The following is a 26,967-nucleotide window of genomic DNA, read 5'->3' as shown; positions in this document are numbered from 1 at the left end:
CTCAGTCTGAAGACACCGCAGAACGGATGCTGCCGCCCGCCGTCAGACGACCGGCACGAGTCCTTCCGCATGGGCCTTGGCGAACGCCGCGCGCACCGCGCGCCGCTCGTCGCGTCCGGCCGGATGCTGCGCCGGTGTCGCGCCCAGCAGCTTGCGCGTGTACGGATGCTGCGGATCATCGAACACCCGGGACGCCTCGGCGAACTCGACCAGCCGGCCGAGGCGCATGACCGCGATCCGGTCGGAGATGTGCCGCACGATCTCGAGGTTGTGCCCGATGAACAGGTAGCTCATGCCCGTCTCCGCCTGCAGATCGACGAGCAGGTTGATGATCTGGTTCTGCGTCGACAGGTCGAGCGCACTGAGGGCCTCGTCGCAGACGACCAGTCGCGGTTTGAGCACGAGCGCGCGTGCGATCGCGACGCGCTGCTGCTGGCCGCCCGACAACTCGCTGGGGTAACGCTCGAGATGCGCGCGCGTCAGGCCGACGTGATCGAACGTCTCGGCGGCGATGCGCTCGCGTTCCGCCGGGTTGCCCATGCCGTGCCGCTTGAGAGCGGAGGTGACGGCCATCGACGCCGGCTGCCTCGGGTTCAGCGACATCGACGGGTCTTGGAAGACCGCTTGCACGTCGCGGCGGTACGACAGGGGCGTCCGGCGGCCGAGACCGAGGACGTCGGTTCCGTCGAAGCTGATCGCGCCCGCCGACGGCTTCAGCAGGCGGAGGATCGCGCGCCCGACGGTCGATTTCCCCGAACCGGACTCGCCGACGAGGCCCACCGTCTCCCCGGGCAGGATGTCGAACGTCACGTCCTCGACGACGTTCTTCCGCTCTTTGCGGAAGATGCTGCGGGCCTCGTAGCTGATCGACAGGTCGGTGACCTCGAGCAGCGGCGTCCGCCCCGCCTCGGGCCGGGCGTCGGCGACGGGGGTGCTCAGCTCGGTCTTCACCGTGCCACCTCCTTGGTGGGACGCGGCCGTCGCTCGCGTGCGGCGAGAAGCGACTTCGTATACGGATGCTGCGGCTCGTCGAACAACGCCGCCGCAGAGTCGGTGACCTCGACCAGTTCGCCCTGGTACATGACGGCCGCCCGGTCGCACGCCTCCGCCACGACGCCCATGTCGTGCGTGATCAGCAGGATCGCCATGCCGTACTCATCGCGGAGGTCGAGCAGCAGGTCGAGGACCTGGGCCTGCGTCGTGACGTCCAGCGCGCTGGTGGCCTCGTCAGCCACCATCAGCTCGGGACGCGACGCGAGAGCGATGGCGATCGCGACGCGCTGAGCCATGCCGCCCGAGAACTGGTGGGGGTAGTGGCTGAGCCGGGTCTCCGGGTCTTTCACGCCGACCCGGTCCAGCAGCTCGATGGATCGCGCGCGGACCTCCGACTTCGAGAGGTGGAAATGCGCTCGGAGGGGTTCTGCCAGCTGCTTGCCGATGGTGTGCACCGGCGAGAGTGCGGCCATCGGGTCCTGAAACACGGCAGCGATCTTGCTTCCTCGCACGCCACGCAGTTGCTTCTCGGACTTGCCGACGAGGTCCACGCCGTCGAGCAGGATCGAGCCGTGCGAGACGCCGATTCCGGGTGCGAGCAGGCCCAGCACCGCACGGGCGAATGTCGACTTGCCCGATCCGGACTCGCCGATGAGTCCGACGATCTCACCGCGGCCGATGCTGAGCGACGCGCCCTTGACGAGTTCGACCGTGCCCTTCTCGACGCTCTGGAACTCGATGTGCAGGTCGCGCACCTCCAGGACGTTGCCGGCATCGGCCGGCGCGAGAGCGACGTCCTCGTCATCGCGCACGATCGGCGCGACGACGACGCCCTCCGGAACGCCGGCCGGTCCGGTCGGCGTCAGGAATCCGCCGGCGTCGGCGGCCGCCACCGCGCCGGCGGCGGGCCCCTCGACGAGCGCCGCCTGCGCGACGTTGTCGGCGATCTTCTTCGGGCGGCGGAAGGGCTTGCGACGGCCGACGCCGAGCGCCTCGTTGAGTCCGTCGCCGATGACGTTGAAGGCGAGCACGGTGAGGACGATCACGACACCGGGCGGGATCGCCATGAACGGCTGCACCGCGAGCTTCGCCGCGGCGACGCCGAGCAGGCCGCCCCACGAGGGCACGGCGGACTCCAGCCCGATCCCGAGGAAGCTGAGCGCCGACTCGATGATGATCGCCGTGCCCGTCATGATCGCCGCTTGCACGATGAGGGGCGAGGCGAGGTTCGGAAGCACCTGCTTGAAGACGATCGAGCTCTCTCGCAGACCGCTGACGCGGGCGGCGTCGACGTAGAGCTTGCTGCGCTCCGCCATCGTGATCGCACGCGCCATGCGGGCGAAATTCATGCAGAACATGAGACCGATCGCCAGGAGCAACGGCGCCAGCCCACGCCCGAGGATCGAGATGACCGCGAAGGCGACGAGGATGCCCGGCATGGCGTCGAAGACATCGACGAAACGCGTGCCGACGCGGTCGGTCCAGCCGCCGCGGAAACCGAGCAGAAGGCCGATCGGCACGCCGATCAGCATCGCGACGATGACGGCGCCGAAACCGACGGCGAGCGCGACGCGCGCCCCGTAGATGATGCGGCTGAGGGTGTCACGGCCGTTCTCGTCGGTGCCCAGCCAGTGCTCGGGAGACGGACCCTGGAGCACGTTCATGAAGTCGTTCTCGAGCGGGTCGTAAGGCGCGAGCCAGGGGGCGAAGACGGCCCACACGACCACGACGAGGAGCCATGCGAGCGCGATGAGCGTGAGCGGCTGTCGCAGCAGGCGGCGCACCACCTTCGCGCCCTGCTTCTGGTCCCGGGCCGTCGTCTTGATCGCGACGGTCTTGCCGTACTGCGTGTCGGTCATGCGGGTCGGGCCTTCGGGTTGATGAGTCCGTACGAGATGTCGAGGACCATGTTGACGAGGATGACGATGACGCCGATGACCAGCGCCACGCCCTGGACCACCGGGAAGTCCTTCGCCAGGACGCTCTGGAGCATGAGGGTGCCGAGTCCGGGAAAGCTGAAGACCTTCTCCATCACCAGGCTGACGCCGAAGAGCACACCGACCGCGAGCCCGATCGCGGCGAGCGCCGGCACCAGCGAGTTCTTGAACGCGTACGTCCACAGGATGCGCCTGCGGGAGACACCCGCCGCCACCATCGTGTCGATATACCGGGAGCTCAGCGCCTCGGCGACCGCGGTGCGCGTCTGGCGCGCGATGAGGGCCGACGTGCCGATGCCGAGCGCGATCGCCGGCAGGACCAGGCCCGCGAGCCATTTGCTGACGTCCTGCGACGGCGGCGTCCACGCGAGGACGGGAGCGACGTGCAGCTGGATGACGAACACGACCACGAGGATCTGGCCGAGCCAGAACTCCGGGACGGACTGCATGAACGCGGTCAGGCCGGTCACGGCGCGGTCGCGGGGCTGGCCCGCCCGAATCCCCGCGAAGATCCCGAGGCCCATGCCGACGATCACCGCCACCACGAGTCCGCCCACCACCAGTGAGAGCGTCGCGGGCAGGCGCTGGGTGATCATGTCGGTCACCGGCTGACCGGACAGCAGGGACGTGCCCAGGTCTCCCTGGAACGCCGCGGCGTACCAGTCGAAGAGCCGCACGAGGAACGGCTGGTCGAGGCCGAGATGCGCCTCCACCTCGGCGATGGCCTCCGGTGTCGCGGCGGCATCACCGAGGATGGCCGCCGCGACACTGCCGGGCACGAGATACGTGAGCGAGAAGACCAGCAGCGAGACGATGAGCAGCTGGGGGACGGCGAGGACGAGCCGGTAGCCGATGAGCTTCAGCATGTCGGCCTGCTCCGACCTGTCGTTCGCCGTCCCATGGTGCTGCTTCCTTACTCTTGCGGATCTGTCGCGGTGCGCCGCTTCAGCGGCGCGGGTGGGTTACTCGGAGACCACCGGGTAGACGGTGCGGTAGTCGATCAGGTTGATCATGTACGGCTGCGTGGACTCCTGCACACCGGCGACGGTGTCGGTGTTCCAGCCGATGCGCTGACCGCCGACGGCGAACCCGCAGGCGAGCGCCTCGTCGTCGATGATGATCTTCATGACCTCCTGCCAGAGGGCGTCGGCCTCCTCCGAGCTGCCGGCCGCCTTCGCAGCGTCTGCGGCGGCCTTGAGCTCCGGGCTCTCGTACTTCGACGGGTTCTGACGCGCCGTCGAGGCGAACCAGCTGGAGTACCAGTCGAACGGCGTGATCTCGGGGTTCTGGCCGATGCCGAGCGCGTACTTTCCGGTGTTCCAGGTCGATTGGAAGTCCGGGACAGCGAGGTCCTGCACCGTGATGTTCACGCCGTCGAGCTGGTTCATCTGGTCGGCGAAGAACTCGATCTGGCCCTTGAGGAACGGCGCGGCAGGGAAGGTCGCCTCGACGGTCGCGTCGCCCAGGAGGTCTGCGGCCTCGTCGAGGTCGACGGGGTAGCCGACGATGTCGGGGTTGTAGCCGACCTCGCCCTCCAGGAAGTGCTGGTTCGGCACCTCGAGCGTCATGGGGTCGTACTGCTGGTACGCCTCCATGTCGAGCGTCGAGCAGATCGCCTTGCGCACGTCGACGTCGCCGAAGACCCCGCCGGGAGCACGGTCGAAGAACACGACGTTGTTGCGGACGGCGTTGTAGTCGTACCAGTCGATGTTCTCGACGCCCTCGATGCGCGAGAACTGGTCGTTCTCGACGTCGGTGACGTCCAGCTCGTTACCGAGCAGACCGGCGACGGCCGACGTGTCGTCGGCGATGGCGTACAGCTCGACGTTCTCGAAGTACACCGGGTCGCCCCAGTAGTCCTCGTTGAGGGTGAACGCCCACTTCGTGCCGTCGACGGAGTTCGCGGCGTCGTACTTCCACGGACCGGTGCCGACGGGCTCGGTGAGGATGGTGCCGTCCGCGATCGCCGTCGGGCTGGCGATGAGGACGTTGTTGCGCGTGAGCATCGTCAGGAAGGTCGGCGCCGGGAACTTGAAGTTGATCTTGGCCGTGTACTCGTCGACGATGTCGATCGACGCGATCGCCTGCAGCGGACCGGAGTAGGCACCGGGGTTGTCGCGGACGTACTCGAGGTTGGTCTTGACGGCCTCGGCGTTGAACGGCGTCCCGTCGTGGAACGTCACGTCGTCGCGCAGCGTGAGGGTGAGGGCCATCGGCTCCTCGACCCACTCGGTGGCGAGGTTCGGCAGGATCTCGTTGTTGTCCCCGAGCAGCACGAGCGACTCGTACGGCACGTAGTAGTAGCCGGGCTCGATGCGAGCGCCGGGTGCCCACGTGCTGGGCGCGGAGCCCCAGTTGATGCGCAGCGTGCCGGTGGGCTCGCTGGGCGGGCCGGACGTCGCACTGCTGGTCGGGGCGGCGTCGCCACCTCCGCCGGAGCAGCCGGCGAGCATCGCGCCGACGACCACCAGCGGGACCACCACCTTCATCCATCGCTTCTCAAGTGCCATGTGGGACGCCTCCTCGCGTCACTTTCGAGCGCTTCTGCACGCTCGGATCTGGGCTAGAACACCCGCCTTGGTGCTCGGGTCCTGCCACGGTACCTACGGGTCCGCGAGTGGACCCAGACCCCAACCGGCAAGCTAACCGTGCACGATCTGCGGGGTGCGCGGACCGGGTTCGCGGACCCGTTCGATCACGACGTCGCCTGCCACGCCGGCAGCCCCTGCGTCTCGTACATCGCGACGAGATCGGGGAACAGGATGACCCCGTGCCGGTCGGCCCAGTCCTGCCACGCGAGCGAGAGCTCGCCCACGAGCTCGGGGTGCTCGGCGGCGAGATCGCGCAGCTCCGCGCGGTCGACATCCAGATCGTACAGTTCCCACTCCCCGCCGTACTCGCGCACCAGTTTGTGCCGGCCCCGGCGGATGGCCGCATTGCCGATGTGCTCCCAGCAGAGGTCCCGCGGCGGCATCCCATCGCCCTGAAGAAGCCCGATGAGGCTCGCGCCGGTGACGCGGTCGGGCGTCGGCGCGCCCACGGCGGCCGCGATGGTCGGGAGCACGTCGGTCACGTGAGCGGGATCGTGACGGATGCTGCCGCCCACGATTCCGCCCGCAGGCCAGCTCGCGATCATCGGCGCCGCGATGCCGCCCTCGTGCACCCACGACTTGTACAGCCGAAATGGGGTGTTGGACAGGTTCGCCCATGCCCGACCGTAGCTGGCGTAGGTGTCTTCGGTTCCGGGCACGATCGAAGGGTCGTTCCCGATGGAGACCGGCCCGCCGTCGCGGGTGCGATCGGGCGTCACGTGGGGGGCGAAACGTCTGCCCAGCGGGATCTCCATGGCCTCGGCGCCGTTGTCGCTGAGGAACAGCAGCAGGGTGTCGTCGAAGCGCCCGGCGTGGTCGAGCTCGTCGAGGAGCCTTCCGATCGCCCGGTCCATCGCCACCACCTGCGCGGCGTAGACCTCCATGCGTCGAGCCTGCCACGACGCCTCGCCGGCGTCGGTCCATGCGGGCTCGGCATCGTCGCGGGGTGCGGGGTCGAACGACTCGGGGAAGAGCCCGAGGTCAGCCTGGCGCGCACGGCGTCGTTCACGCAGCGCGTCCAAGCCGTCGTCGTAGTCGCCGGATCGATCGCGGATGTCATCCTCCGGCGCCTGCAGCGGCCAGTGCGGCGCGGTGAGCGCGAGGTAGAGGAAGTAGCGGCTGTCGGCAGCCGTCTGCTCGCGCACGAAGTCGACGGCCTCGTCGGCCAGCGCATGCGTGAGGTAGAAGTCGGGGCGGAGCGCGTCGCGCTCGGCGCTCTGCTCGCCGCGGAAGAACGCCTTCGGGGCGAAGTAGCTCGTGCCGCCGCCGATGATCCCGTAGAAGCGGTCGAACCCTCGTCGGGTGGGCCACGTGTCGTCGGCCTCGCTCACCTGCGACGACAGATGCCACTTGCCCGCCAGCGCGGTCGCATAGCCCGCCTCCGACAGCATCGTCGCGAGGGTCGGCACCTCGGGGTCGAGCGAACCGCGGTAGCCGACCGGGCGCGTGAGCACGCCGATCCCGACCTCATGCGAGGGTCGCCCGGTGAGCAGCGCGGCTCTGGTCGGGCTGCAGCGCGGGGTCGTGTAGAAGCTGCTGAGGCGCACGCCGCGCTCGGCGAGCCGGTCCAGGTTCGGCGTCGGGACCTCGCCGCCGTACGACGCGAGGTCGGAGAACCCCAGATCGTCGACGAGGATCACGATCACGTCGGGGCGGGTGGGGGTGGGCGGCGTCATCGCGGCTCCTCGGCTCCTGCGGCGGGTCGCTTCCAGTCTCGCGGGCGCGACGGGGCGCTTCGTGCACGCGAAGACTGCACGGCACGAACCTCTTGGCATGTTATTTCAGTTGACTTACACTTCTGCATACATCTGGGATCCAGCGACATCCGATTCGCAGCCCGAGGCAAAGGAGCCGCACATGGCATGGGAGTTCGTGAGCCTGCAGCAAGGCATCGACGAGGCCGGATCGCCGATCCGCCTGCTCTGGAAGCCGGGCTCAGGCCCGTGGAAGCCGCCGGTCGTCGACGACGAGTACTCCGGCTGGGGTGCGGAGCAGACCGCGTGGCGGACGCAGGTGACGCTCTCCGACCTTTCGTTCCACATGTCCGACACGTTCCTTCGAGGCCCCGACGCCCGACGGCTCCTCGGCGAGGTCAGCGCCAACAACGTCGAGAGCTTCGAGATCGGGCAGGCGAAGCAGTTCGTGCCCGTAGCCGCGGACGGCAACATCATCACCGACGGCATCCTTCTGCGTGACGGCGAGGAGTCGTTCGTGCTGAGCGGCGTCCCCGCCGCGCAGAACTGGGTGACCTCGCACGCGGCGGCCGGCGGCTACGACGTCGAGTTCGAGACCGACGGCTCCATGGAGTTCCGCTTCGGCGAGCAGCCGCGGTTGTTCCGCCTGCAGGTGCAGGGACCCCATGCCCTCGATGTCGTGCACAAGGCGTTCGGCGGACCGCTGCCCGAGACGAAGTTCTTCCACTCCACGCCGGTCACGCTCGCCGGCCGCTCGTTCCGGGCTCTGCGCCACGGCATGGCGGGTCAGGCGGGCTATGAGTTCATCGGCGACTACGCCGATCACGATGCCGTGAAGGATGCGCTCACCGCCGCAGGTGAGGAGTTCGGCATTTCCCTCGTGGGCGCGCTGTCGTACGCGACGAACGGCGTCGAGAGCGGCTGGATCCCCACTCCGACCCCGGCGATCTACACGGATCCGACGCTGGCCGACTACCGTCAGCGCCTCGGCCTGTTCACGTACGAGGGCCAGAACCCGCTCTACGGCTCGTTCTACTCCGACCGCATCGAGGATTACTACACGTCGCCGTGGGAGCTGGGCTACGGCCGCTCGATCTCGTTCAACCACGACTTCATCGGCCGCGACGCCCTGCGGGCGGCGAAGGATCAGGTGCACCGCACCAAGGTCACGCTCGAGCTCGACGCCGACGACGTGCGCGCGCTCGGCGCCGACGACGCCTACCTCAACAACTACGGCCGCCAGCGCATCGAGACCGGCGGCGAGCTGGTGGGCACGACGTTCCAGGCCGCCCGCATCGCGCCGCTCGGACGCGTGCTCGCGCTGTCGCTCGTCGACACGGCGCACGCCGCCCCTGGCACGCAGGTCGAGGTGGTGTGGGGCGACCACCCCGGCCACGGCACCGCACCCGACGCCGACCTCGGCTTCCCGCGCATCCGCGCCACCGTGCAGCCCGCGCCGTACAACGAGTACGCCCGCACCACGTACCGGAAGGACTGACCTGGGGTTACCCCGGGTTTGGGGCGCTTCCCGCACGTTCGGGGCGCGCATTATGCGCCCCGAACGGCACCGACGCGCCCCAAACCTGGAATGACCACGACCGACGAGGGGGACGGATGCCGCGGGCCGCAGCATCCGTCCCCTCTTCTGAGCGTCAGGCTGCGGCGACGGCCGCGGCCTGGCGGTTGCCCGAGCCCTCGGTGGTCTCCGAGAACGGACGCGGGATCACCGTCGCGCGCACCTTCGTCTGCGTGTGCCGCTCGTAGAACGGGCTGTCGACGCTGCCGGCGGGCTCGCCCCACGTGAGCTCGACCTCGTCGCCGACCTGCGCCTCGCCGTCGAGCGAGCCGAGCGAGATCCAGCTGCGGGTGTTCGACGAGTAGGTCGTCAGGTTCATGTTGCCGACGTGGGCGCCGGCCTTCTCCACCCGATCGAACTGCGTCGCGGTGTAGGTCGCGAACGGCATCTCGAGGTACTTGAAGCGGTCCGCGCCTTCGTTGTACATGCTCGCGAAGATGCGTGCGACGTCGTCTCTGTTCCACTCGACCCACGCCTTGCGGCGGTGCGGCTCGTCGATGCGCGCCTCGAGCGCCTCGCGGCCGATGAAGTCGTGGTCGAACTTCGCGATGTGGGTGTAGCCGAGGTCCCACGGCGTCACGTAGTAGTCCTCGATGGCATCCGACACGAACGAACCGGCGATCGCGAGCGTCCCCTCGAACGAGCGCGCGTTCTGCCATTCGCGGAACGGCTTCATCTCAGGCTGCGAGTACACGGCGGGCAGGGTGTTGGCGATCCACCCCGACTCGGTGGCGACCGACGCGTACGCCCGGCCGCCGATCTGGGTGATGCCGAACTCGGCTCCGGCCTCGAGGAGCGTCTCGCGGACGCCCTGAAGCTCTTCGTACGGACCGAAGAACTCGAGCCCCGGGAAGCCCGACATGCGGTGGTTCAGGGCCGTCGTCTCGTACTTCCCGATCTTGAACCTGCCCATGTGGAAGAACTTGATCTCGGGCATCGGACCGCCGTTGACCTTCTCGAAGATCTCGCCGGCGGTCGGTCCCTGCAGCTGCAGGCGGTAGTACTCGCGGTTGGGGTTGAGCACGAAACGCTCGTCCTTGCGGACGGTCACGTTCCAGTCGCCGGTCTCGGCGTGGAACTGCACCCAGTTGAGCGCCGGCGGGCGACCGACGATGCGCACGAGCTGCTCGCCGAGGCAGAACAGGATCGCGTCGCCGACCATGTTGCCGTCGTGTCCGACCGCGATGAGCTGCTTCGCCTTCATGGGGCCGAAGTTGCGGAAGCTGTTCGCTCCGATGTGCTCGAGAAGGCGGAAGACGTCCGGTCCTTCGACGATGAGGTCGGGCATGTGCAGCGACAGGTCCATGAGCGCGGCCGTCGAGCGCCACGATTCCTGTTCGTCGCGCCAGTTGGTGAACTCCGGCTTGACCGGAAAGGCGTAGGCGCCGGAACGTCCGCTGCGCAGGAGCGAGAGCGGTCCGCCGGCCTTCTGGATCTCGTCTTCGAGAGTGGGCATCCTTCGGTTCCTTCCACGACCCGCGTCGATGCGGGAATGCGTTCAGAATATCAGTCATCTGTAAACATGTCATCCCACTTCAATGATTGGAAATCCTGATAATGTGAACCGACAACGCGAGGAGGCGACATGGTGCTGAACGAGCCGGAGCGGCCATCGGAGTGGCTGGGCGGCATCCCCTACCGGCTGTGGCGGGCCAATCAGGCCCTTCACCGCCGAGTGGTCGAGGCGATCGACGACCTCGGACTCACCGTCACCCAGCTCGGCATCATGGTGCACCTCGACGAGCTCGGTCATATGTCGGCGTCCGATCTCGCGCGCCTCTTCCGCCTCACGCCCCAGAGCACGACGACCGCGCTCAACCGCCTCGAGTCCGAGGGATGGGTGCGGCGCGTCCCGCACCCGATCCACCGCCGCGTCATCTGGTACGAGGTCACGCCCGAGGGCCTCGAGGTCGCCGACGAGGGCCGCAAGCGCGTCGCCTCGGTGAACCGCGAGGTCGAGTCCGCCCTCGGCGACGTGGACCAGGCGGCCCTCTCGGCTGCGCTGCACCTGATCGCGTCGACCTTCGACGAGGAAGTCCCCACCGGCACCATGTGGCCGGTGCGCTGACCCCCGAGAACCATTGACGAAACGGATGCTGCGGCCCGCGGCATCCCGTCTCGCAAAGGCTTGCGGGTCAGGCGTGGCCGGCGCTCCAGCCGGCGTCGACGAGCTCGCGCGAGTCGGGTGCCATGACGCGCTCCCCGGCCGCGACGACGTTCGCGACGAGCATGGCCCGGGTCATCGGGCCCACCCCGCCCGGGTTCGGCGAGATCCACCCTGCGACGGCCGCGACCTCCGGTGCGACGTCACCGGCGAGCTTCGCCCGGCCCGACGCCGTCGTACCCACTCGCGTGACTCCTACGTCGAGCACTGCGGCGCCGGGACGGACCCAGTCCGGCCGCACGAAATGCGGCACCCCGAGAGCGGCGACGACGATGTCGGCGCGACGCACCTGGTCGGCGATGTCGGGCGTGCGCGAGTGCGTCAGCGTCACGGTCGCGTCGATCCCCCGGCGCGACAGCAGCAGCCCGAGCGGCCGCCCGACCGTGATGCCGCGGCCGATCACGGTGACGTGCTTGCCGGCGGTCGCGACGCCGTTGCGGGTGAGCAGCTCGACGATCCCGACGGGCGTGCACGGCAGCGGCACAGTGGCGTCCGACGCGTCGACGTCGAGCACGAGGCGTCCGAGGTTCGCGGGGTGGAGGCCGTCGGCGTCCTTGGCGGGATCGATGAGGGAGATGATCGCGTTCTCGTCGATCCCGGTCGGAAGCGGCAGCTGGACGATGAACCCGGTGACGGCCGGATCGGCGTTCAGCTCGCGCACGGCCTGCGCGATCTCGGCCTGGGTGGCGGACGCCGGCAGTTCGACGGAGATGGACTCCACGCCGACCTCGGCGCAGTCGCGGTGCTTGCCCGTGACGTACGATCGCGATCCGGGGTCGTCGCCGACGAGCAGCGTCCCGAGGCCGGGCACGATGCCCCGGTCGCGCAGGGCGCGCACGCGTTCCGTCAGCTCTTCCTTGACGGCGGCGGCGGTGGCGACGCCGTCCAGCACGATGGCGGTCATGTCTCTCCGATCGGATCGGTGGGGTGAGGGCGTTCAGAGGCGCGCGAGCGCGTCGATGTCTTCGAGGAAGTCGCGCACGGCGCTCTTCGACACGGTGGCGCGGGTCGAGCGCAGCGCGCGCTGATAGTGGCGGGTTTCGAGCTGCACCGGCGACTCGTCGACGTCGGGGAGCACGATCGCTCCCGTCGTCGTCGCGACCGGAGCGCCCTGCAGCGCGCCTGCAAGGGCGTCCTGAGCCGCGCGGCGCACCGCGTACTCGATGTCGGCGGGCGTGAGCCCCTCGCTCGCGTCGACGAGCGCGTCGAGGTCGATCCCGTCCACCACGCCGGCGGGTACGTAGCGGATCCAGATCGCGCGCCGGGCGTCGGCATCCGGCAATCCGATCGGCAGCACGTAATCGAACCGGCCGTGGCGCAGGAACGCCGCGTCGAGCGCGCGCACGAAGTTGGTGGCGCAGATCAGGAGGCGGCCCTCGAGCTCGCGGAACTCCGACAGCAGCTTGAGGAGTTCGTTCGTCACGCCCTGCGTGGGCGAGGGCGGGTCGCCGCGACGCCGCGACGCGATCTCCTCCACCTCGTCGATGAACACGACCGCGTGCTCGAGCTCGGCGATGACCTCGAACGTCTGGCGCAGCGCCGCCGGGAGCCCTGCGGGCGAATCCGCGAGCCGCGACGGGAAGACCTCGACGAACGGCCAGCCCAGGCGAGAGGCGACCGCCTTCGCAAAGGTCGTCTTGCCGGTTCCCGGCGGCCCGAAGAGCATGACCGCGCGCGGCGGCAGCACGCCGTAGCGTGCCGCGAGCCCGGGGTGCGCGAGGGGCGTGACGAGCCGTTCCTCGAGCAGCAGCTTCTCGCGCGCCATCCCCGCGACGTTGTGCCAGAGCCGGCGGGGAAGGATGCGGCCGCCGACCTCCTTGAGCAGGTCGAGCTCGCGCCGCTGCACCGGCAGCGGGCGTTCGAAGTAGCGCAGCTGGTGCCGCACCTCGAACCCGTTGCCGGTGAGATGCGGCACGCCCTGGGCGGTGTCCGACACGATGACCGACAGCTTCCCAAGGCCGAGGGGCGCCATGCGCCGCTCGAGGCGGTCGAGCAGAGCCGCCCCGATCCGCTCCGCGTCGATCGCAGGCGTCCGGTCGTCGTCGATGCGGAAGAACACGATCCAGCCCTGCGCGTGCGCGGCTCGGCCTACCGCGGCCCCGAGGATCCGCTCCCCCGACACCGCGACGACGGCATGATCGGCCTGACAGGACGCGATCACCTCGGCCAGCGAGTACACCGGCGTCTCACCGCGCTCGTGCGACAGCTCCCACAGCCGCACGATCCCCTCGAGGTCGTCGTCGTGGAAGTCGCGGATGTGCGCGTGACTTCGCTGCCTCATCGCCCCATCTCCGGTTGATCGACGGATGCCGCGGGCCGTAGCATCCGGAATCATCCCGTCCTAGACCGCCACGTTCGCGCGGTATGCCGTGCGCGCGAACTCGTTGTACGGCGAGCTCTGGACCGTCGCGCGGATGCGCGGGAGGCCGAGGTCGGCGTCGCTCGCCACTCCGTGGCCCGGGTGCTGGCCCCACACGACCTCGACCTCGGTGCCGGGCTCCGCGACCGTGTGGTCGACGAGGGCCAGCGAGAGGATCGTGCCGACGGGGGCGATGTTCGAGGTCCAGAACGTCATGCCCTGGAGCTGCCCGCCCTGTTCGATGCGGAAGCGTCCGTACGAGTTGAGATAGTCGGCGCCGGCCGCACCGAGCACGCGCCCGACGTCGCCGCGGTCGAACTCGAGCGTGACCTTCGTGCGTCGCGCCTCGTCGCGCGCCGCGAGCAGCGCGTCGCGGCCGATGAAGTCGTGGGCGAACGAGATCGAGCGGCCGTAGCCGAGCTCCCACGGCGAGATGTAGTAGTCCTCGATGCGGTCGGAGTAGAAGCTGCCGCCGAGCGGCTTCATGCCCTCGTAGGAGAACTTCGGCAGCCACCGACGGTAATCCTCGAGCCGCGGGTCGGTGTAGATCGCGGGGGTCGGCGTCGGGATCCAGCCGCTCTCGACGCCGTTCGTGAAGTATGCCTTGCCGCCCACCGGCTGGATGCCGAACGGCTCGCCGCCCGCGAGCAGAGCCTCGCGCACGGCGCCGTAGTGGGCGAAGTCGCCGATGAACTCGTAGCCGGCCTGCCCGGCCATGCCGTGGCGGAGCGCACGCACCGGGATGCCTCCGAGGGAGACCTCGACGGAGTGGAAGAACTTGACCTCGGGCAGCGGCCCGCCGAACGCGCGCTCGACGGCGTACGCAGCGAGGGGGCCCTGCACCTGGAAGCGGAACAACTTCGGGTCACGGTCCTTGCGCACCGAGGAGTCGGGGTCGGTCGAGTACGCGACGTCGTAGCCGCCCTTTTCGGCGTGGTACTTCACCCAGTTCTGCGCGGCGGGCACGCCGGTGAGCGTGAACGCCTCGTCCCCGGTGCGCAGCAGAATGCCGTCCACCACGATGTCGCCGTCGTACGAGACCGGCACGAACTGCTTGGCCTGGCCGACCGCGAAGCTCGCGTAGTTGTTGGCGCTGACGTCGCTCAGCAGGCGCACGGTGTCGGGGCCCTCGAGGAACGTGTCGAACATGTGGAATGACAGGTCGAACAGCGCGACGTTCTGGCGCCACGCCGCCTGCTCGGCGCCCCACCCAGAGAACTCAGGCTCGACGACGGGGACGGTCCACGCGGGGGCGTCGGGCCTCCACAGCAGCTGGATCGGAGACCCGGCCTCCTCGATAGCGTCCTGAAGGGTGGGGATGGTGGCGGGTGCGTTCATGGCTTTCTCCTGGGGTCGGCGCGTCACTGCGCGCGGAAGTCGCGGATCCACTCGCTCGTGGCCGTGAGGCCTCCGAACGTGTAGAAGTGCAGGTGCACGCGGCCGTGGCGTGCGGGGTCGTAGCCGGCGGCGAGCGCGCCGATGAGCTTGTCGGGTCCGGCCGTGCCGATGAGGTTCGTGAGCGAGAACCCGTACTTCTTGACGATCATCGCGTTCGCACCGATGCCGAAGCGGCGCGCGAAGCCGATGAGGCGCTTGACGCCGGCGGGACCGGGCACGCCGATCCGGATCGGCAGGTCGATGCCCTCGGCACGCACGCGTTCGATCCACGCGAGCACGGGCTCCTCGTCGAAGGCGAACTGTGTGATGATCGTGCCGTCGAGGCCCTGTTCCTGGAGCGCCGCGGCCTTGCCGCGCAACGCGGACCACAGCACGTCGTCGGGGATGTCGGGGTGACCCTCGGGGTACCCCGCGATGCTGACGTGCCGCACGCCATACTCGGGCAGCAGTCCGGTGCGGATCACGGACTCCGAGTCCGCGTACGGCCCCTCCGGCGTGGCCGGGTCGCCGCCCACGGCGAAGATGCTCCCGCTCGCTCCGGCGTCGCGAAGCGCGCCGAGGTACTCCTCGAGTTCGGCCTGCCCGTGCAGCCGCCGCGCCGAGATGTGCGCCACGGGCGTGAAGCCGCCCTCGCGCACGGCCTTCGCCGCGGCGAGCCGCATCGGCAGGTCCTCGCCCGCGAGGAACGTCACGTTGATGCGGGTGCCGGCCGGGATCACGGATGCTGCGGCCCGCAGGTCGTCGACATCCTTCCCGGTCATCTCGAGCGAGAAGTCGGTGAGGAGCGCGGTGCTCATGGCTGTCTTCATCTTCGAATCCCTTTCAAGGGCTCAGGGGTCAGGGCTGGAAGACGACGGTCTCGCGGCCGTTGCGGATGACGCGGTCCTGGCAGTGCCACGCGACCGCGCGGGCGAGCACGGCGCGCTCGACATCGGCGCCCCGGCGCTGCAGGTCGGCAGCGGTGTCGGCGTGCGTCACGCGCACGACGTCCTGCTCGATGATGGGGCCCTCGTCGAGGTCGCCGGTGACGTAGTGGGCCGTCGCGCCGATGAGCTTGACGCCGCGCTCTTTCGCCTTGCGATACGGCGCGGCTCCGATGAAGGCGGGCAGGAACGAGTGGTGGATGTTGATGACGGGCACGCCGATGCGCTCGAGGAAGTCCTCCGAGAGGATCTGCATGTAGCGCGCCAGCACCACCACGTCCACGTTGCCGACGAGCAGCTCGAGGATCCGCTCCTCGGCGACCGACTTGTCGGGCCCCTGCGACGGCACGTGCACGAACGGGATGCCGAACGACCGCACGTCGTCGGCCACGACCGTGTGGTTCGAGATCACCATCGGCACCGTCATCGGGATCTCGCCGCGCCGCTGGCGCCACAGCAGGTCGAGCAGGCAGTGGTCGGACGTCGAAGCCAGGATCGCGACGCGTTTGGGGGCCGCGCGGTCGGCGAGCGTCCAGGTGAGGTCGAGGCCGCCTCCGAGCGCGGCCTCGAGCGAATCCTCGATGGCAGGTCGTACCGCGGCGAAGTCGTCGACGTGGAAGACGGTGCGCTGGAAGAAGTGCCCGCCCTCGGGGTCGTCGGTGTACTGGTCGAGCGAGACGATGTTGGCGCCGTTCTCGGACAGCGCCGACGAGATCGCGCGCACGAGGCCGGGGCGGTCCTCGCCCTCGACGAGCAGGATCCCCTCGTCGGTCGGCAGCTTCAGTGCGAGGTTCGGCGTCTTCGGTGCCACGATCGTCATCGTCCGTACTCCCTTGTTACAGATGACTGAAACTCTAACAGTCGTCTGTAATCGAAGGAAGTCCTGACAGGGTGTCCTCCCGTGCATCATTCGCGTGCAGACCGTGCGCGGTCGCCGGTGGGACGATGGTGCATGCACCCGCCACTCGCGGACGCACCCAGTACGAAGGTGACCACCCGATCGCCGGACGCCGAGCACCCGCAGGAGCGACCCCGCCCCGAGTGCCCGATCGCACGCGACTATCCGGAGGGAGCTCGCCATGAACCGCACGGCCGACTGGTACTGCGACGACAGCGACTGCGACTACTGCGGCGCACCCGAGACCGACTGACGGCGCCCGCACACAGAGAAGCCGGCGCCCCGCGAGGGGAGCCGGCTTCTCTCGTGCACCGCTGTCACCAGGCGGCGGCGACCTCCGCATGGGTCGCGAGGATCTCCTCGGTCGTTCCGGCCGGGGCCCGCCCGATGCCGCACTCGGTCGCGACGCCGAACACGGGCGCGTAGCGCAGCGCCGTCTCGATGCGCTTCTCGGCGCCGGCCGCGCCGTCTTCGCGGTGGATCAGGCCGAGGTACAGCTCGGTCCCCTCGGGCAGTGCGAGGTCGGCGAGCGGCGCGTAGTACGCCTCGTCGTCGCGTTCGATGGGCACCGGCAGGTGCAGCCAGGTGATCGGGCGAGCGGATGCCGCGAACAGCCCGTTGGCGAAGCGCACCAGGTTGGCGGCATCCACCGGCTCGACGAAGTGCTTCTCGGCGACATCGCCGTAGCAGAGGTGGAATCCCACCTCTACGTCAGTGGGCACGAGGTCCGCCTGCTCTGCGGACCGGGCGATGAGACCGCCCCACAGGTCGTCGCCCCACCAGGGCTCGACCGCCGCCTTGCCGCGGTACTCGACGTGCTCGATCAGCTGGAACTCGACGGCGTTGTCCCACTGGATCGCGAGGTCGTCGTGCGGGATCGCGGCGAGGATCTCATCGAGCTCCCGGTACATGGCGGCGCGGTACACCGGCTCGATCGCGGCCCGCTGGTCAGCGGGGAAGAACGCGCCGACGACGGCCAGCGGGGTCGGCAGCGACACCTGGAACCGCACACCGGGCGGCACCGCGCCCTCTTCGCGCAGCCGCCGGAACAGCGCGTAGGACTCGATCGCCGCGGCGGCGTAGCCGAGAGGTGGGAACTCGATCGTCGCGGGGTCGACGCCGTCGGCGACCCGTACGGGTCGCGCGTCGAGCATCTTCACGGGAATCGGGTGTTCGCCGACCCGCTCGATGCCCTCGGCCTGGGCGAGCACATCGGGCTGGAACAGGATCCAGTGGAACCGCGGCCCCACCTCGCCGTCGGGGATGCGCTTGAGATGACCGCCGAGCACCTCGGCGGCGGTGCGGATGGTCGTCTCGGCATCGTCGTAGTTGACGCTGCCGACCAGGTGGGCGCCCTGGGGCTCGGCCATGGTTCTCCTTGTTCGATCGGGACAGGACCTCGATCCAGGGTGTCAGACGCCGGCGGGGGTGACCTTCGCGTAGCCGCGCACGTCGGGGAACGGGGGCACGCGGTCCTTCTGCAGGTCGACCTGGAAGGTGTTGAGGCACATCGAAAGCAGCGTGAAGTTGCCGAGCAGGCCGATCGCGTCGACGAGCTGCTGATCCGTGAACACGGCGGTGAGGCGCGCGTAGGTCTCGTCCGACACGAAGTGGGTGGTGAGCAGCTCGACCGCGAAGTCGTGGAAGGTCTGCAGCTCGACGTCGTCGCCGAAGTCGGGTTCACCCCAGGTCGCGAGCGCCTCGATCGCCTCGGCCGGCACGCCGGTGGCGATCGCCTTGTCGACGTGGGCGTTCCACGAGAACTGGGCGTCGAAGTACCGCGCCGCGACCAGCAGCGCGTACTCGCGGATGCGCTCGGGCATGCTGCAGTCGAACCGCACGAACGCGCCGAGCGCCTCGACGCGGTCGCACAGCTCGGGGCTGTGCAGCCACACCTTGAAAGGGCCGCCGATCTTCCCGCGCTTCGCGATGATGCGGTCGGCGAGCTCCCGCTGGCGCGGTGTCATCTCGTCGATGGGTGTCACGTCGAGTCGCATGTCGTCCTCCGGGCTCGGCTGTCGCGGTGTTCTCGGGGCGAGATTAGGGCGGGACGGATGCTGCGGGGAGGGCGCCCTGGGCAAGGTAAGCGTGCACCCCGCGAAGCGAGGTCCGACTTAGCGTGAGATCGTGCCCTCCCGTGTCGCCACCCTCACCGCCGAACTGCGCGTCGATTCCGCGGCGGTCGCCTCGTCGACGCCGCGCCTGTCATGGACGGTCTCGTCCGAGGAACCCGGGTGGCGCCAGGAGTGGGCCGAGCTGCGCAGAGGCACCGAGGTCGTGCGCCGCGAAGGGCGCGACAGCGTGCTCGTCGACTGGCCGTTCGCGCCGCTGTCGAGCGGCGAAGGCGCCGAGGTGCGGGTGCGCGCGGGCTCCACAGACGGGGTCGAGACGCCGTGGAGCGATCCGCTGCTCGTGTGGGCGGCGTTCGCCCCGGAGTGGGTCGCGAAGCCGATCGCCCTCGCTGATCCCGAGGCGGCGGCGCAGCCGGCGCTGCTGCGCACGTCGTTCGTCATCGATCGGCCGGTGCGCACCGCGACGCTCCACTGGACCGCGCTCGGCGTTGTCGACGCGTCTCTCAACGGCTCCCCCGTCGATGACCTCGTCCTCACGCCGGGCTGGACGAGCTACCGCGAGCGCCTCGTCTACGAGACCGCAGACGTCACCGCCCTCGTGCGCGAGGGCGAGAACGCGCTGGGCCTCTCGCTCGCCGGCGGCTGGTACACCGAGGAATACCACGTGCTCACGGCCCCGAAGCGGTTCTACGGCGACCAGCCCCGGGCCCTCGCCCAGCTGCGGATCGAGTTCGAAGACGGCTCCGTCCGCACGGTCGCCACGGGCGACGGCTGGCGCGCGTCCGGCGACGGTCCCATCGTGGCGAGCGGCATCTACGCCGGTGAGCACATCGATGCGCGCCGCGGCATCCCGGGGTGGGACGCGCCGGGCTTCGACGACGCGGCGTGGGACGCAGCATCCGTGATCGATGAACCGCTGCCCGCCCTCGAGCCCCGCGATGCCTCGCCGGTGCGCGAGATCGAACGGATGCTGCCGGTCGCGGTCTCGCGCACCGGATCGGGGCGTGTTCTGCTCGATTTCGGGCAGAACCTCGTCGGCCGGTTGCGACTGCGCGTGCGCGGTCCGCGCGGCACGGTCGTCACCGTGCGCCACGCCGAGGTGCTCGAAGGCCGCTTCGACGAGGGGGCGGAGCTCGCCCTCCGTCCCCTCCGCCTCGCCGCGGCGACGGACACCTTCACCCTCGCCGGTGACGAGGTCGAGGTGCTCGAGCCGCGCTTCACGTTCCACGGGTTCCGGTACGCCGACATCGACGGGTGGCCGGACGAGTTCGACCCTGCCGAGTTCCTGAACGGCGCCGTCGAGGCCGTGGTGCTCGGCAGCGACCTGCGGCGCACCGGCTGGTTCGAGGCATCCGATCCGCTGCTGAACCGGTTCCACGAGAACGTCGTGTGGACGCTGCGCGGCAACTATCTCGCGGTGCCGCAGGACTGCCCGCAGCGCGACGAGCGCCTCGGCTGGACCGGCGACACCCAGCTGTTCGCACCGACCGCGGAGCTCCTCTTCGACTGCCACGCCTTCCTGCGCTCCTGGCTGCGCGATCTCGCACTCGAGCAGCGCCGGCTCGGCGGCCTCGTGCCGCTCTTCGCCCCCGACGTGCTGCCCGGCTTCAGCGATCGCGGACCGGTCGCGGCGTGGGGCGACGCGATCGCGATCGTGCCTCACGTGCTCGCCGAGAGCTCGGGGGACGCCTCGGTGCTCACCGAGTTCTACCCGGGCATGCGCGACTGGGCCGACCTCGTGCTGTCACACCGCGATGCGGAGGGCCTCTGGACCAGCGGCCGTCAGCTCGCCGACTGGCTCGATCCGAACGCGCCGCCCAACGCGCCCTCCCGCGGGCGCACCGACACCGACATCGTCGCGACCGCCTACCTCGTGCGCACCGCGCGGCTCACCGCCGATGTCGCGCGACGTCTCGGGCATCACGCCGAGGCTGACCGCCTCCTGGTGGAAGCGGAGAAGTCACGCCGCGCCTACCTCGACGCCTTCGTGACGCCCACCGGGCGCATGATGTGCGACACCCAGACCGCGTACGCGCTGACGATCGCGTTCGATCTGGTCGACGACCCGCGGCTGCGGCAGCGCGTCGGCGATCGCCTGGCATTCGTCGTCCGCCGCGACGGTTACCGCATCGCGACGGGCCTCGTCGGCACGGCCGTCATCGCACAGGCCCTCACCGCGACGGGCCACCTCGACGCTGCTGAGCGCCTGCTCTTCCAGACCGAGTCGCCGTCGTGGCTGTACCCGGTGACCGTCGGCGCCACCACCGTGTGGGAGCGCTGGGACGGCCTGCGCCCAGACGGCTCGCTCAACCCCGGCGCCATGATCTCGTTCAACCACGTCGCACTCGGCTCGGTCGCCGCCTGGCTGCACGCCGAGATCGCCGGACTCTCTGCCGCCGAGCAGGGCTATCGCGTCGTCCGCATCGCACCGAAGCCCCTCGCCCGCCTGAGCCATGCCCGCGCGCGCCACGACACTCCCTACGGCCCCGCGGAGTCGGGGTGGGAGCGCATCGACGGCGGCCTGCGGGTGTTCGCCGAGATCCCGGCGAACACGACGGCGCATGTCGAACTGCCCGACGGCCGTCGTTTCGACGTCGGCGCCGGGGTGCACGAATGGACGGTGGCCGAGACGGATGCTGCGCCCCCGCGCCCGCCGGTGACCCTCGAGTCCTCGATGGCTGAGCTCGCCGACGACCCCGCCGCGCACCGCGCGTTCTTCGGCGCCCTGACCGCTCGTCCCAACCGCTTCCTCGCCGGTGCCGTGAGCTCTAACGCGCTGTACACGCCGGGGCGCAGCATCCGTGACGCCCTCGTCTTCGCCGACGACGCGACCCTCGCGGCCGCCGCCGACGCCCTCGCCACCGCCCACGACGTGAAAGGCACGCCATGACGACGATTCGGATCTTCGACGAGATCGAGGTGCTCGACCGCGGCGGTGCCGTGAAGACGTGGCCCCTCATCACGAAAGACACTGCGGGCGGCACGAATGAGGTGACAACCGGCATCAGCGTGTACCCCGTCGGCGCCGGCGCGCCCCTGCACTCGCACAACTGCGGGGAGCAGGTGCTCATCCTCGAGGGGCAGGGTTTCGTCGAGGTGCACGACCCCGAGGAGGGGCTGATCCACCGCGATCTCGTCACGGACGACACCGCCTACGTGCCCGCCGACACCTTCCACCGCTATCAGAACACCGGGGACGTGCCGATGCGGATCCTCTGGATCTACCCCGGCGCCTACGTGACGCGCACGTTCGCCGACACCGGCAAGACCGTCGAGCACCTCACACCCGAAGACGCCATGGGCGGGCGCTGACTTCGCGCTCCGCCCCGCGCACAACGTGAGGACGCCGGCGCCGTCTGCTGGGGAGACGACGGCGCCGGCGTCCGGGGCGACGCCCGGGATCGTCACGATCCGCGGAGGCGTCCGAAGGCCCGAGCTGGGGGACTCAGGTCTGACGACGGATGAAGCGCATCAGCCAGGCGATCACCGCGATCACGATGATGATGAGGCCGATCCACAGCAGGAATTTCGCTGCTTCGATGAAGACACCGAGCAGCAGCAGGACGATTCCGACGATGAGCAGGATGACTGCGAGTCCGGTCATGGAAACCATGATGAACGGATGCCGCGCCGCGGGCCAACCTCTTGACAACACGCCCGGAACGTGGGCGACGCTTACGTCGTGAGCACGACCTTGCCGCCGGGATGCCCCGTCGCGACGAGCCGCAGCGCGTCGGGCACCTCGTCGAGTGGGAACGTCCGCGCGACGGGCAGCACCAGTTCGCCTGATGCGGCGAGGTCGAGGATGCGACGCCGCGCGGGCATGCGGAACGCGATGCTCGCGGGGGCCGCGCCCGCGGAGATCCCGACGCCGGCCTCGCGTGCCTTCGGTCCAGGGGCAAGGGTCGCGATGCGGGCGGGATCCGCGACGAGGTCGAGCGAGACGGCGAGCGCTTCGTCGGTACCTGCGGCGTCGATCGCCGCGTCGACGCCATCGGGAGCGAGCATACGCACGCGGTCGGCGAGTCCGTCGCCGTAGGTCGTCGCCTGGGCGCCGAACGACGTGATCTTGGCCAGGCTCCCCTCGGAGCCGGTGCCGATCACACGGATGCCGTCGCGCACGGCGAGTTGGGTCACGACCACCCCGACCGAACCGGATGCCCCGTGGACGACGAGCGTCTCGCCGCGCTGCGCGCCGGAGAGCGCCAGCAGCTCGGCGGCGACGACGCCGACGTGGAGGAGTCCCGCGGCCGCGACGTCGTCGACCTCGTCGGGCAGGGCGAACACCTCGGATGCTGCGACCACGATGTCGCTCGCGAGAGCCCCGGCGATCTTGAACGCGACGACGCGGTCACCGACGGCCACCCGACCGGTCGCGATCTCGGTGCCGGGCGCGACGGCGGTCACGACGCCGGCGGCTTCCTGTCCGACGCCGAGCGGCAGCAGCGACGGGTCGGCGTTCCAGCCGCCCGACAGGCCCTTGTAGTCGGACGGGTTCAGCCCCGCGGCCGTCACGCGGATGGCGACCTCGCCGGTGTCGGGCGTGCGCGGCGCGAACTCCTCGAGCTCGAGGGCGTCGATCCCGCCGTACTCCGGCAGCACCCATCTGCGCGCCATGACTCAGGCCGCCTCGGGCACCGCGACGCCGAGGCCGGCAGCCGTCTCGACGAGCTCGGCCCACAGCTTGTCGCCGACCGGGATGCCGGCGGCCGAGCGCTTCTCGAGGGTTCCGGCGCTGCGCTCCCCGGGAACGAGGATCCGCTCGACGCCTTCCGCCTTCGGCAGGCCGTGGATCGTGTCGATCGTCGCGTCGACGTTCGCGGCGAACTCCTCGGCGGAGCCGAAGGCGGCCGGGTCGAGCACGATGAGCGTGGCGTTCTGGCGATGCTTCTTCTCGCCCGCGTGGTACTTCGTGAGGATCGGGGCCGTGACCAGCACCGAGGTCAGCAGCTCGAACATGAGCGACAGCCCCGATCCCTTCGGCCCGCCGAGGGGCGTCGGGATCTTCGCGAGCTCCGGGTCGGTCGTCGGCGTGCCGTCGGCGGTCGTCGCCGAGCCCTCGGGCAGCGGTGTGCCCTCTCGCTTGTACTGCGCGATCTTGCCGAGCGCGATGAGGGAGCTCGCCATGTCGAGCAGCACGGTGGGCTTGTCGCCGGTACCGGGCACCGCGATCGCCAGCGGGCTGGTGGCCACCGAGGCGCCGACGGCGCCCTCGTACGACATCATCGGCGAGCCGGCGGCGATGCCGATGCCGACGAGGCCCGCGTCGGCGATGCGGCTGACGTAGTAGCCGATCGCACCGGTGTGCACGGTGTTGCGCACCGAGACGACGGCGACGCCCTGGGTGCGCGCCTTCTCGATCGCGAGATCGGCGGCCTGCGTGAGGGCTACCGGGCCGGGTGCGAAGTCGGCGTCGACGACGGCGACGCCCGGGGCGGAGTCGTCGATGACGATCGCGGGTCGCGGGTTCGCGACCCCCGAGCCGAACATCTCGACATAGCGGGGAACGCGTGAGATGCCGTGCGAGTCGACGCCGCGCAGGCTCGCCCACACGAACGACGGTGCGGCCGCGGCGGCGTCTTCGGCGCTCACGCCGGCGGCCTCGAAGATGTCACGGATGAAGCCCTCGAGGGCGTCCGCGGGAACGGTGATGGGCATGGTGCTGCCTTTCGGGATCAGGGAAGTGGTGCGGAGCGGGCCGGAAGCTTCCTGCCGGCCCGCTCCGGGCTCATCGGGTGACCGCGACGTTGAGGACGGCGGTCGTTCCGCTCTTCACCGCGGCGACCGCCTCGGCGAGGATGCGGTCCAGTTCGGCGGGGTCGTCGACTTCGGCGGCGAACATGTCGAACGGGGCGGCGAACGCGCTCAGTTCGGGCTGGCTGGACAGGTCCACACCCAGGTGGTTGTTCGTCTGCACAGCGGCGCCCTGCGGGTAGAAACGCAGGTGGTTCATCTTCATCGACAGGTACTTCTTGTTGTTGAAGATCACGATCAGCACCGGCAGAGCGAAGTCCTTGGAGGCCAGGAGGGACTGCACGATCGGGTTGTACAGGTACGCTCCGTCGCCGACGGTGAAGAGCACGAAGCCGTCTTCGACCGCGAGCTTCACGCCCAGCGCGACGGCGATCCCCTGGCCGAGCCCGCCCTGCACGTAGAAGAAGGAGTCGGGGCGCTCCCAGCCGATGTGGCGCTGCACGACGCGGCCGTGGGTGATCGTCTCGTCGACGACAGTGGCCTGCTCGGCGGCGACCACTTCGCGCAGCTTCACGGCCAGCGCGACGGGGTCGATCCCGTCCGATCCGGCCGCCTTCGCCTCGATGGCGGCGGTCTGCGCCGCCCAGGCGTCGTGGGCCTCGCGGAACGACGCGGCGCGGGCCGCGAAGCCGCCGCCGCGCTGCAGGGTCGCCTCGCGCAGCTGACCCAGCGTCTCGGGGAGCGCACCCTCGAGGTAGTGGTCGGCGTTGAGCACCTGATACACGATGTGCGGGCGCTGCGGCACCTCGTCGATGACGACGGTGGTGGCCTTCAGCGGCTTGCGGCTCGGCGGGTAGTACGGCGCCCGGCAGTTGACGAGGAGGATCAGGTCGGCCTCGTCGATGTGCGGCTCGAGCTCGCCGCCCAAGTGCACCGGCGACGACTTCGGCAGGTTGGCGCACACCGCCGAGGTCGGCTCGATGACGCCGATCCCGAGGTCCTCCGCGAGCGCGCGCAGCGCCTCGAAACCTCCGGGCTCGCGTCCCGCCGTCTCGGTGATGATGACGGGCCGCTTCGCCTTCGCGAGGAGCTCGGCGACGGCGTCCACGTCTTCCGGCGCCGAGATGCGACGCCCGCGCTCGACGACCTTCTTGCGCACCGGCTCCTCGGCCGGCTCGAGAAGGACCTCCAACGGGAGGTTCAGGTAGACCGGGCCGGTGGGCTGGCGCCCGGCGAGCTCGCCGGCGCGCTTGACCAGTTCGTAGAGGGTCGAGACGGAGGCCGCCTGCTGCGACCACTTGGTCCAGGGGTCGGCGACGGGGTGGGTGCCGCCCACGATGGAGAGGTTGCGGTACCACTGGCCGCCCGGATCCTGCCCGGGCCCGTCGCCATAGGTGGTGGACTCCGAAGACGTGACCACCATCCCGACGCCGGCGAGCAGTGCGCCGTGCACAGCCATGGATACCTGCAGCAGCCCCGGGGTCGCGTGCAGCAGGACCGCCTGCACGCGCCGGGTGACGAGACCGTAGCCGGTGGCCATGCCCACGGCCACGGTCTCGTGCATCAGGTCGAGGTACCGCGGGGCCGGAACGCCCTCCGCCTGGCGGCGGGCGAGCGCCTCCCAGGCGGGGGCCCATTCCGACCCCGGCGAGGAGAAGATGACATCGACGCCCAGATCGTCGAAAGCCTCGATGAGCAGCTCGCCGCCGTCATACTTCTTCGCAGTCACGTCAGACAGTCTCCGCCTTCGCGCCGGATCCGACGCCCGCCGTCTCGGGGATGTCCCAGTCCAGCACCTTGCAGATGCCCTTGCCCATGATCCAGTCGAGCTCCTCGGGCGAGAAGGTGTAGTACTTCGTGAACTGCTCGATCGTGTCGGTCCAGGTGAGGCCGTGGCCGAGCAGGCGGGTGATGTCGGTGCCGAAGTGGGCGCGCTCCGGGCCCATCTTGTCGACGACCTCGCGCACGTACTTCTCGATGTTGTAGTTCGGGAACGGCTGCGTCGAGTAGCCGGGCAGGGCCGACACCTTCACCGAGATGTTCGGGTGGACGTGCAGGTCGGCGGTCTCCTGCACCCAGTAGCCGATGGCGTCGTCGACGCAGCGGGCCATGATGCCCATGTGGTCGATGATGATCTTCAGGTCGGGGTGCTTCTCGGCGATCTGGCCGAGCTCGCGCTTCCAGATCGGCGCGTGGACCATCGTCGGGATGCCGAGCTTCTCGGCGATCGGCCAGTACCAGTCGTTGGTGCCGTCGATCATCCAGTTGCGGTCCTGCGGGCGGTGGAAGGTCAGGCGCGTGCCGAGGATGTAGGGGTTGTCCTTGAACTCGTGCAGCAGGCGCTCCCCCTCTTCGGGGTCGTTCTGCGGGATGCGCGCCATGATGCCGAACCGGCCGTCGTACTGCTCGGCGGCTTCGAGGGCGTAGTCGATGCGATCGCCCTCCCATGACGGCGGCAGGATGAGAGCGCGGTTGACGCCGGCCTCATCCATGAGCGAGACGGCTTCCTCCGCGAGGAATGCCTCCTCGCGGTGGCCGTTGAGACGGATGCGCTCGCGAGCGCCCGGGACCCAGGGACGGTCCGGCGTCTCTTCCTTCCAGAGGTGGATCTGCGAATCGACGATGAACAACGGTCTTCCTCACGTTCGTGTGCTGCGTGCCGGTCTGC

22 protein-coding genes are annotated in these 26,967 nt (G+C 69.8%); 4 read left to right on the top strand and 18 right to left on the bottom strand.

The genetic code is table 11. The annotated features are described in order from the left end of the window. Positions 1-42: 42 nt before the first annotated feature. From ACVN90_RS00805 to ACVN90_RS00785, 5 genes are all read right to left on the bottom strand, one after another. The gene (locus tag ACVN90_RS00805) at positions 43-951 is read right to left on the bottom strand and encodes an ATP-binding cassette domain-containing protein (RefSeq protein WP_475100260.1); all 909 of its coding nucleotides are present in this window, start codon (positions 949-951) and stop codon (positions 43-45) included. Next, the gene (locus ACVN90_RS00800) at positions 948-2,852 is read right to left on the bottom strand and encodes a dipeptide/oligopeptide/nickel ABC transporter permease/ATP-binding protein (RefSeq protein ID WP_475100259.1); all 1,905 of its coding nucleotides are present in this window, start codon (positions 2,850-2,852) and stop codon (positions 948-950) included. The genes ACVN90_RS00805 and ACVN90_RS00800 overlap by 4 nt, the downstream gene beginning before the upstream one ends. Then, positions 2,849-3,796 carry an ABC transporter permease gene (locus tag ACVN90_RS00795; protein WP_475100258.1) on the bottom strand — a complete coding sequence of 316 codons (948 nt, stop codon included), beginning with the start codon at positions 3,794-3,796 and terminating at the stop codon, positions 2,849-2,851. Before ACVN90_RS00795 ends, ACVN90_RS00800 begins: the two co-directional genes overlap by 4 nt. Before the next feature lie 96 nt (positions 3,797-3,892). Further along, a complete protein-coding gene (locus ACVN90_RS00790; RefSeq protein ID WP_475100257.1) occupies positions 3,893-5,440 on the bottom strand; it encodes an ABC transporter substrate-binding protein in 1,548 nt (515 codons plus the stop codon). Between the two features lie 185 nt (positions 5,441-5,625). Further along, complete coding sequence (locus ACVN90_RS00785) at positions 5,626-7,197, bottom strand: arylsulfatase (protein WP_475100256.1); 1,572 nt, start codon at positions 7,195-7,197, stop codon at positions 5,626-5,628. A gap of 181 nt (positions 7,198-7,378) precedes the next feature. Between ACVN90_RS00785 and ACVN90_RS00780 the strand changes: the two genes are divergently transcribed. Continuing rightward, positions 7,379-8,713 (top strand): aminomethyl transferase family protein, encoded by a 1,335-nt coding sequence (locus tag ACVN90_RS00780; RefSeq protein ID WP_475100255.1) that lies wholly within the window; start codon positions 7,379-7,381, stop codon positions 8,711-8,713. A gap of 154 nt (positions 8,714-8,867) precedes the next feature. Here ACVN90_RS00780 and ACVN90_RS00775 read toward each other — a convergent pair whose 3' ends face one another. Beyond that, the gene (locus ACVN90_RS00775; protein WP_475100254.1) at positions 8,868-10,247 is read right to left on the bottom strand and encodes an aminomethyl transferase family protein; all 1,380 of its coding nucleotides are present in this window, start codon (positions 10,245-10,247) and stop codon (positions 8,868-8,870) included. Positions 10,248-10,376: 129 nt separating this feature from the next. On the opposite strand from ACVN90_RS00775, the gene ACVN90_RS00770 reads away from it, so the two are divergent. Beyond that, positions 10,377-10,859 carry a MarR family winged helix-turn-helix transcriptional regulator gene (locus ACVN90_RS00770; RefSeq protein WP_475100253.1) on the top strand — a complete coding sequence of 161 codons (483 nt, stop codon included), beginning with the start codon at positions 10,377-10,379 and terminating at the stop codon, positions 10,857-10,859. 67 nt (positions 10,860-10,926) lie between these two features. Here the strand turns inward: ACVN90_RS00770 and ACVN90_RS00765 are convergent, their stop codons facing one another. The 7 genes from ACVN90_RS00765 to ACVN90_RS00735 form a co-directional block, all read right to left on the bottom strand. Beyond that, complete coding sequence (locus ACVN90_RS00765; protein WP_475100252.1) at positions 10,927-11,859, bottom strand: bifunctional methylenetetrahydrofolate dehydrogenase/methenyltetrahydrofolate cyclohydrolase; 933 nt, start codon at positions 11,857-11,859, stop codon at positions 10,927-10,929. Positions 11,860-11,892: 33 nt separating this feature from the next. Beyond that, a complete protein-coding gene (locus ACVN90_RS00760; protein ID WP_475100251.1) occupies positions 11,893-13,236 on the bottom strand; it encodes an ATP-binding protein in 1,344 nt (447 codons plus the stop codon). A 60-nt stretch (positions 13,237-13,296) separates the two neighbouring features. Further along, positions 13,297-14,652, bottom strand: a complete 1,356-nt coding sequence (locus ACVN90_RS00755; protein WP_475100250.1) for an aminomethyl transferase family protein — start codon at positions 14,650-14,652, stop codon at positions 13,297-13,299. A 23-nt stretch (positions 14,653-14,675) separates the two neighbouring features. Next, positions 14,676-15,509, bottom strand: coding sequence for a methylenetetrahydrofolate reductase (locus ACVN90_RS00750; protein ID WP_475100249.1), 834 nt, complete (start codon positions 15,507-15,509; stop codon positions 14,676-14,678). 40 nt (positions 15,510-15,549) lie between these two features. After that, positions 15,550-16,455 (bottom strand): formyltetrahydrofolate deformylase, encoded by a 906-nt coding sequence (gene purU / locus ACVN90_RS00745; RefSeq protein ID WP_475100248.1) that lies wholly within the window; start codon positions 16,453-16,455, stop codon positions 15,550-15,552. 395 nt (positions 16,456-16,850) lie between these two features. Continuing rightward, positions 16,851-17,903: a hypothetical protein gene (locus ACVN90_RS00740; RefSeq protein ID WP_475100247.1), complete on the bottom strand. Its 1,053-nt coding sequence runs from the start codon at positions 17,901-17,903 to the stop codon at positions 16,851-16,853. Positions 17,904-17,945: 42 nt separating this feature from the next. Next, a complete protein-coding gene (locus tag ACVN90_RS00735) occupies positions 17,946-18,530 on the bottom strand; it encodes a carboxymuconolactone decarboxylase family protein (RefSeq protein ID WP_475100246.1) in 585 nt (194 codons plus the stop codon). Positions 18,531-18,660: 130 nt separating this feature from the next. On the opposite strand from ACVN90_RS00735, the gene ACVN90_RS00730 reads away from it, so the two are divergent. Further along, positions 18,661-21,495, top strand: a complete 2,835-nt coding sequence (locus tag ACVN90_RS00730; RefSeq protein ID WP_475100245.1) for a family 78 glycoside hydrolase catalytic domain — start codon at positions 18,661-18,663, stop codon at positions 21,493-21,495. Continuing rightward, positions 21,492-21,917 (top strand): cupin domain-containing protein, encoded by a 426-nt coding sequence (locus ACVN90_RS00725; protein ID WP_475100244.1) that lies wholly within the window; start codon positions 21,492-21,494, stop codon positions 21,915-21,917. The genes ACVN90_RS00730 and ACVN90_RS00725 overlap by 4 nt, the downstream gene beginning before the upstream one ends. A gap of 133 nt (positions 21,918-22,050) precedes the next feature. On the opposite strand, the gene ACVN90_RS00720 is transcribed toward ACVN90_RS00725, so the two are convergent. From ACVN90_RS00720 to ACVN90_RS00700, 5 genes are all read right to left on the bottom strand, one after another. Beyond that, positions 22,051-22,209: a hypothetical protein gene (locus ACVN90_RS00720; RefSeq protein ID WP_169748663.1), complete on the bottom strand. Its 159-nt coding sequence runs from the start codon at positions 22,207-22,209 to the stop codon at positions 22,051-22,053. Between the two features lie 71 nt (positions 22,210-22,280). Beyond that, the gene (locus ACVN90_RS00715; RefSeq protein WP_475100243.1) at positions 22,281-23,222 is read right to left on the bottom strand and encodes an NADP-dependent oxidoreductase; all 942 of its coding nucleotides are present in this window, start codon (positions 23,220-23,222) and stop codon (positions 22,281-22,283) included. A 3-nt stretch (positions 23,223-23,225) separates the two neighbouring features. Then, positions 23,226-24,263 carry an Ldh family oxidoreductase gene (locus tag ACVN90_RS00710; RefSeq protein WP_475100242.1) on the bottom strand — a complete coding sequence of 346 codons (1,038 nt, stop codon included), beginning with the start codon at positions 24,261-24,263 and terminating at the stop codon, positions 23,226-23,228. 70 nt (positions 24,264-24,333) lie between these two features. Further along, positions 24,334-26,028 carry a thiamine pyrophosphate-binding protein gene (locus ACVN90_RS00705; protein ID WP_475100241.1) on the bottom strand — a complete coding sequence of 565 codons (1,695 nt, stop codon included), beginning with the start codon at positions 26,026-26,028 and terminating at the stop codon, positions 24,334-24,336. 1 nt (position 26,029) lies between these two features. After that, on the bottom strand, positions 26,030-26,929 hold the full coding sequence (locus tag ACVN90_RS00700) for an amidohydrolase family protein (protein ID WP_310287117.1): 900 nt from the start codon (positions 26,927-26,929) through the stop codon (positions 26,030-26,032). Between the last annotated feature and the right edge of the window lie 38 nt (positions 26,930-26,967).

The organism is Microbacterium sp. F01 (assembly GCF_056156365.1).
Note: the sequence above shows the minus strand (reverse complement) of the source record. Positions and strands in the feature narration are given on the sequence as shown.

Bases quoted from the DNA above. Each gene is read 5' to 3' on its own strand.
- ACVN90_RS00800 (WP_475100259.1), bottom strand. From the start codon at position 2,852: ATGACCGACACGCAGTACGGCAAGACCGTCGCGATCAAGACGACGGCC.
- ACVN90_RS00795 (WP_475100258.1), bottom strand. From the start codon at position 3,796: ATGCTGAAGCTCATCGGCTACCGGCTCGTCCTCGCCGTCCCCCAGCTG.
- ACVN90_RS00790 (WP_475100257.1), bottom strand. From the start codon at position 5,440: ATGGCACTTGAGAAGCGATGGATGAAGGTGGTGGTCCCGCTGGTGGTC.
- ACVN90_RS00785 (WP_475100256.1), bottom strand. From the start codon at position 7,197: ATGACGCCGCCCACCCCCACCCGCCCCGACGTGATCGTGATCCTCGTC.
- ACVN90_RS00780 (WP_475100255.1), top strand. From the start codon at position 7,379: ATGGCATGGGAGTTCGTGAGCCTGCAGCAAGGCATCGACGAGGCCGGA.
- ACVN90_RS00775 (WP_475100254.1), bottom strand. From the start codon at position 10,247: ATGCCCACTCTCGAAGACGAGATCCAGAAGGCCGGCGGACCGCTCTCG.
- ACVN90_RS00770 (WP_475100253.1), top strand. From the start codon at position 10,377: ATGGTGCTGAACGAGCCGGAGCGGCCATCGGAGTGGCTGGGCGGCATC.
- ACVN90_RS00765 (WP_475100252.1), bottom strand. From the start codon at position 11,859: ATGACCGCCATCGTGCTGGACGGCGTCGCCACCGCCGCCGCCGTCAAG.
- ACVN90_RS00760 (WP_475100251.1), bottom strand. From the start codon at position 13,236: ATGAGGCAGCGAAGTCACGCGCACATCCGCGACTTCCACGACGACGAC.
- ACVN90_RS00755 (WP_475100250.1), bottom strand. From the start codon at position 14,652: ATGAACGCACCCGCCACCATCCCCACCCTTCAGGACGCTATCGAGGAG.
- ACVN90_RS00750 (WP_475100249.1), bottom strand. From the start codon at position 15,509: ATGAGCACCGCGCTCCTCACCGACTTCTCGCTCGAGATGACCGGGAAG.
- purU (WP_475100248.1), bottom strand. From the start codon at position 16,455: ATGACGATCGTGGCACCGAAGACGCCGAACCTCGCACTGAAGCTGCCG.
- ACVN90_RS00740 (WP_475100247.1), bottom strand. From the start codon at position 17,903: ATGGCCGAGCCCCAGGGCGCCCACCTGGTCGGCAGCGTCAACTACGAC.
- ACVN90_RS00735 (WP_475100246.1), bottom strand. From the start codon at position 18,530: ATGCGACTCGACGTGACACCCATCGACGAGATGACACCGCGCCAGCGG.
- ACVN90_RS00725 (WP_475100244.1), top strand. From the start codon at position 21,492: ATGACGACGATTCGGATCTTCGACGAGATCGAGGTGCTCGACCGCGGC.
- ACVN90_RS00720 (WP_169748663.1), bottom strand. From the start codon at position 22,209: ATGACCGGACTCGCAGTCATCCTGCTCATCGTCGGAATCGTCCTGCTG.
- ACVN90_RS00715 (WP_475100243.1), bottom strand. From the start codon at position 23,222: ATGGCGCGCAGATGGGTGCTGCCGGAGTACGGCGGGATCGACGCCCTC.
- ACVN90_RS00710 (WP_475100242.1), bottom strand. From the start codon at position 24,263: ATGCCCATCACCGTTCCCGCGGACGCCCTCGAGGGCTTCATCCGTGAC.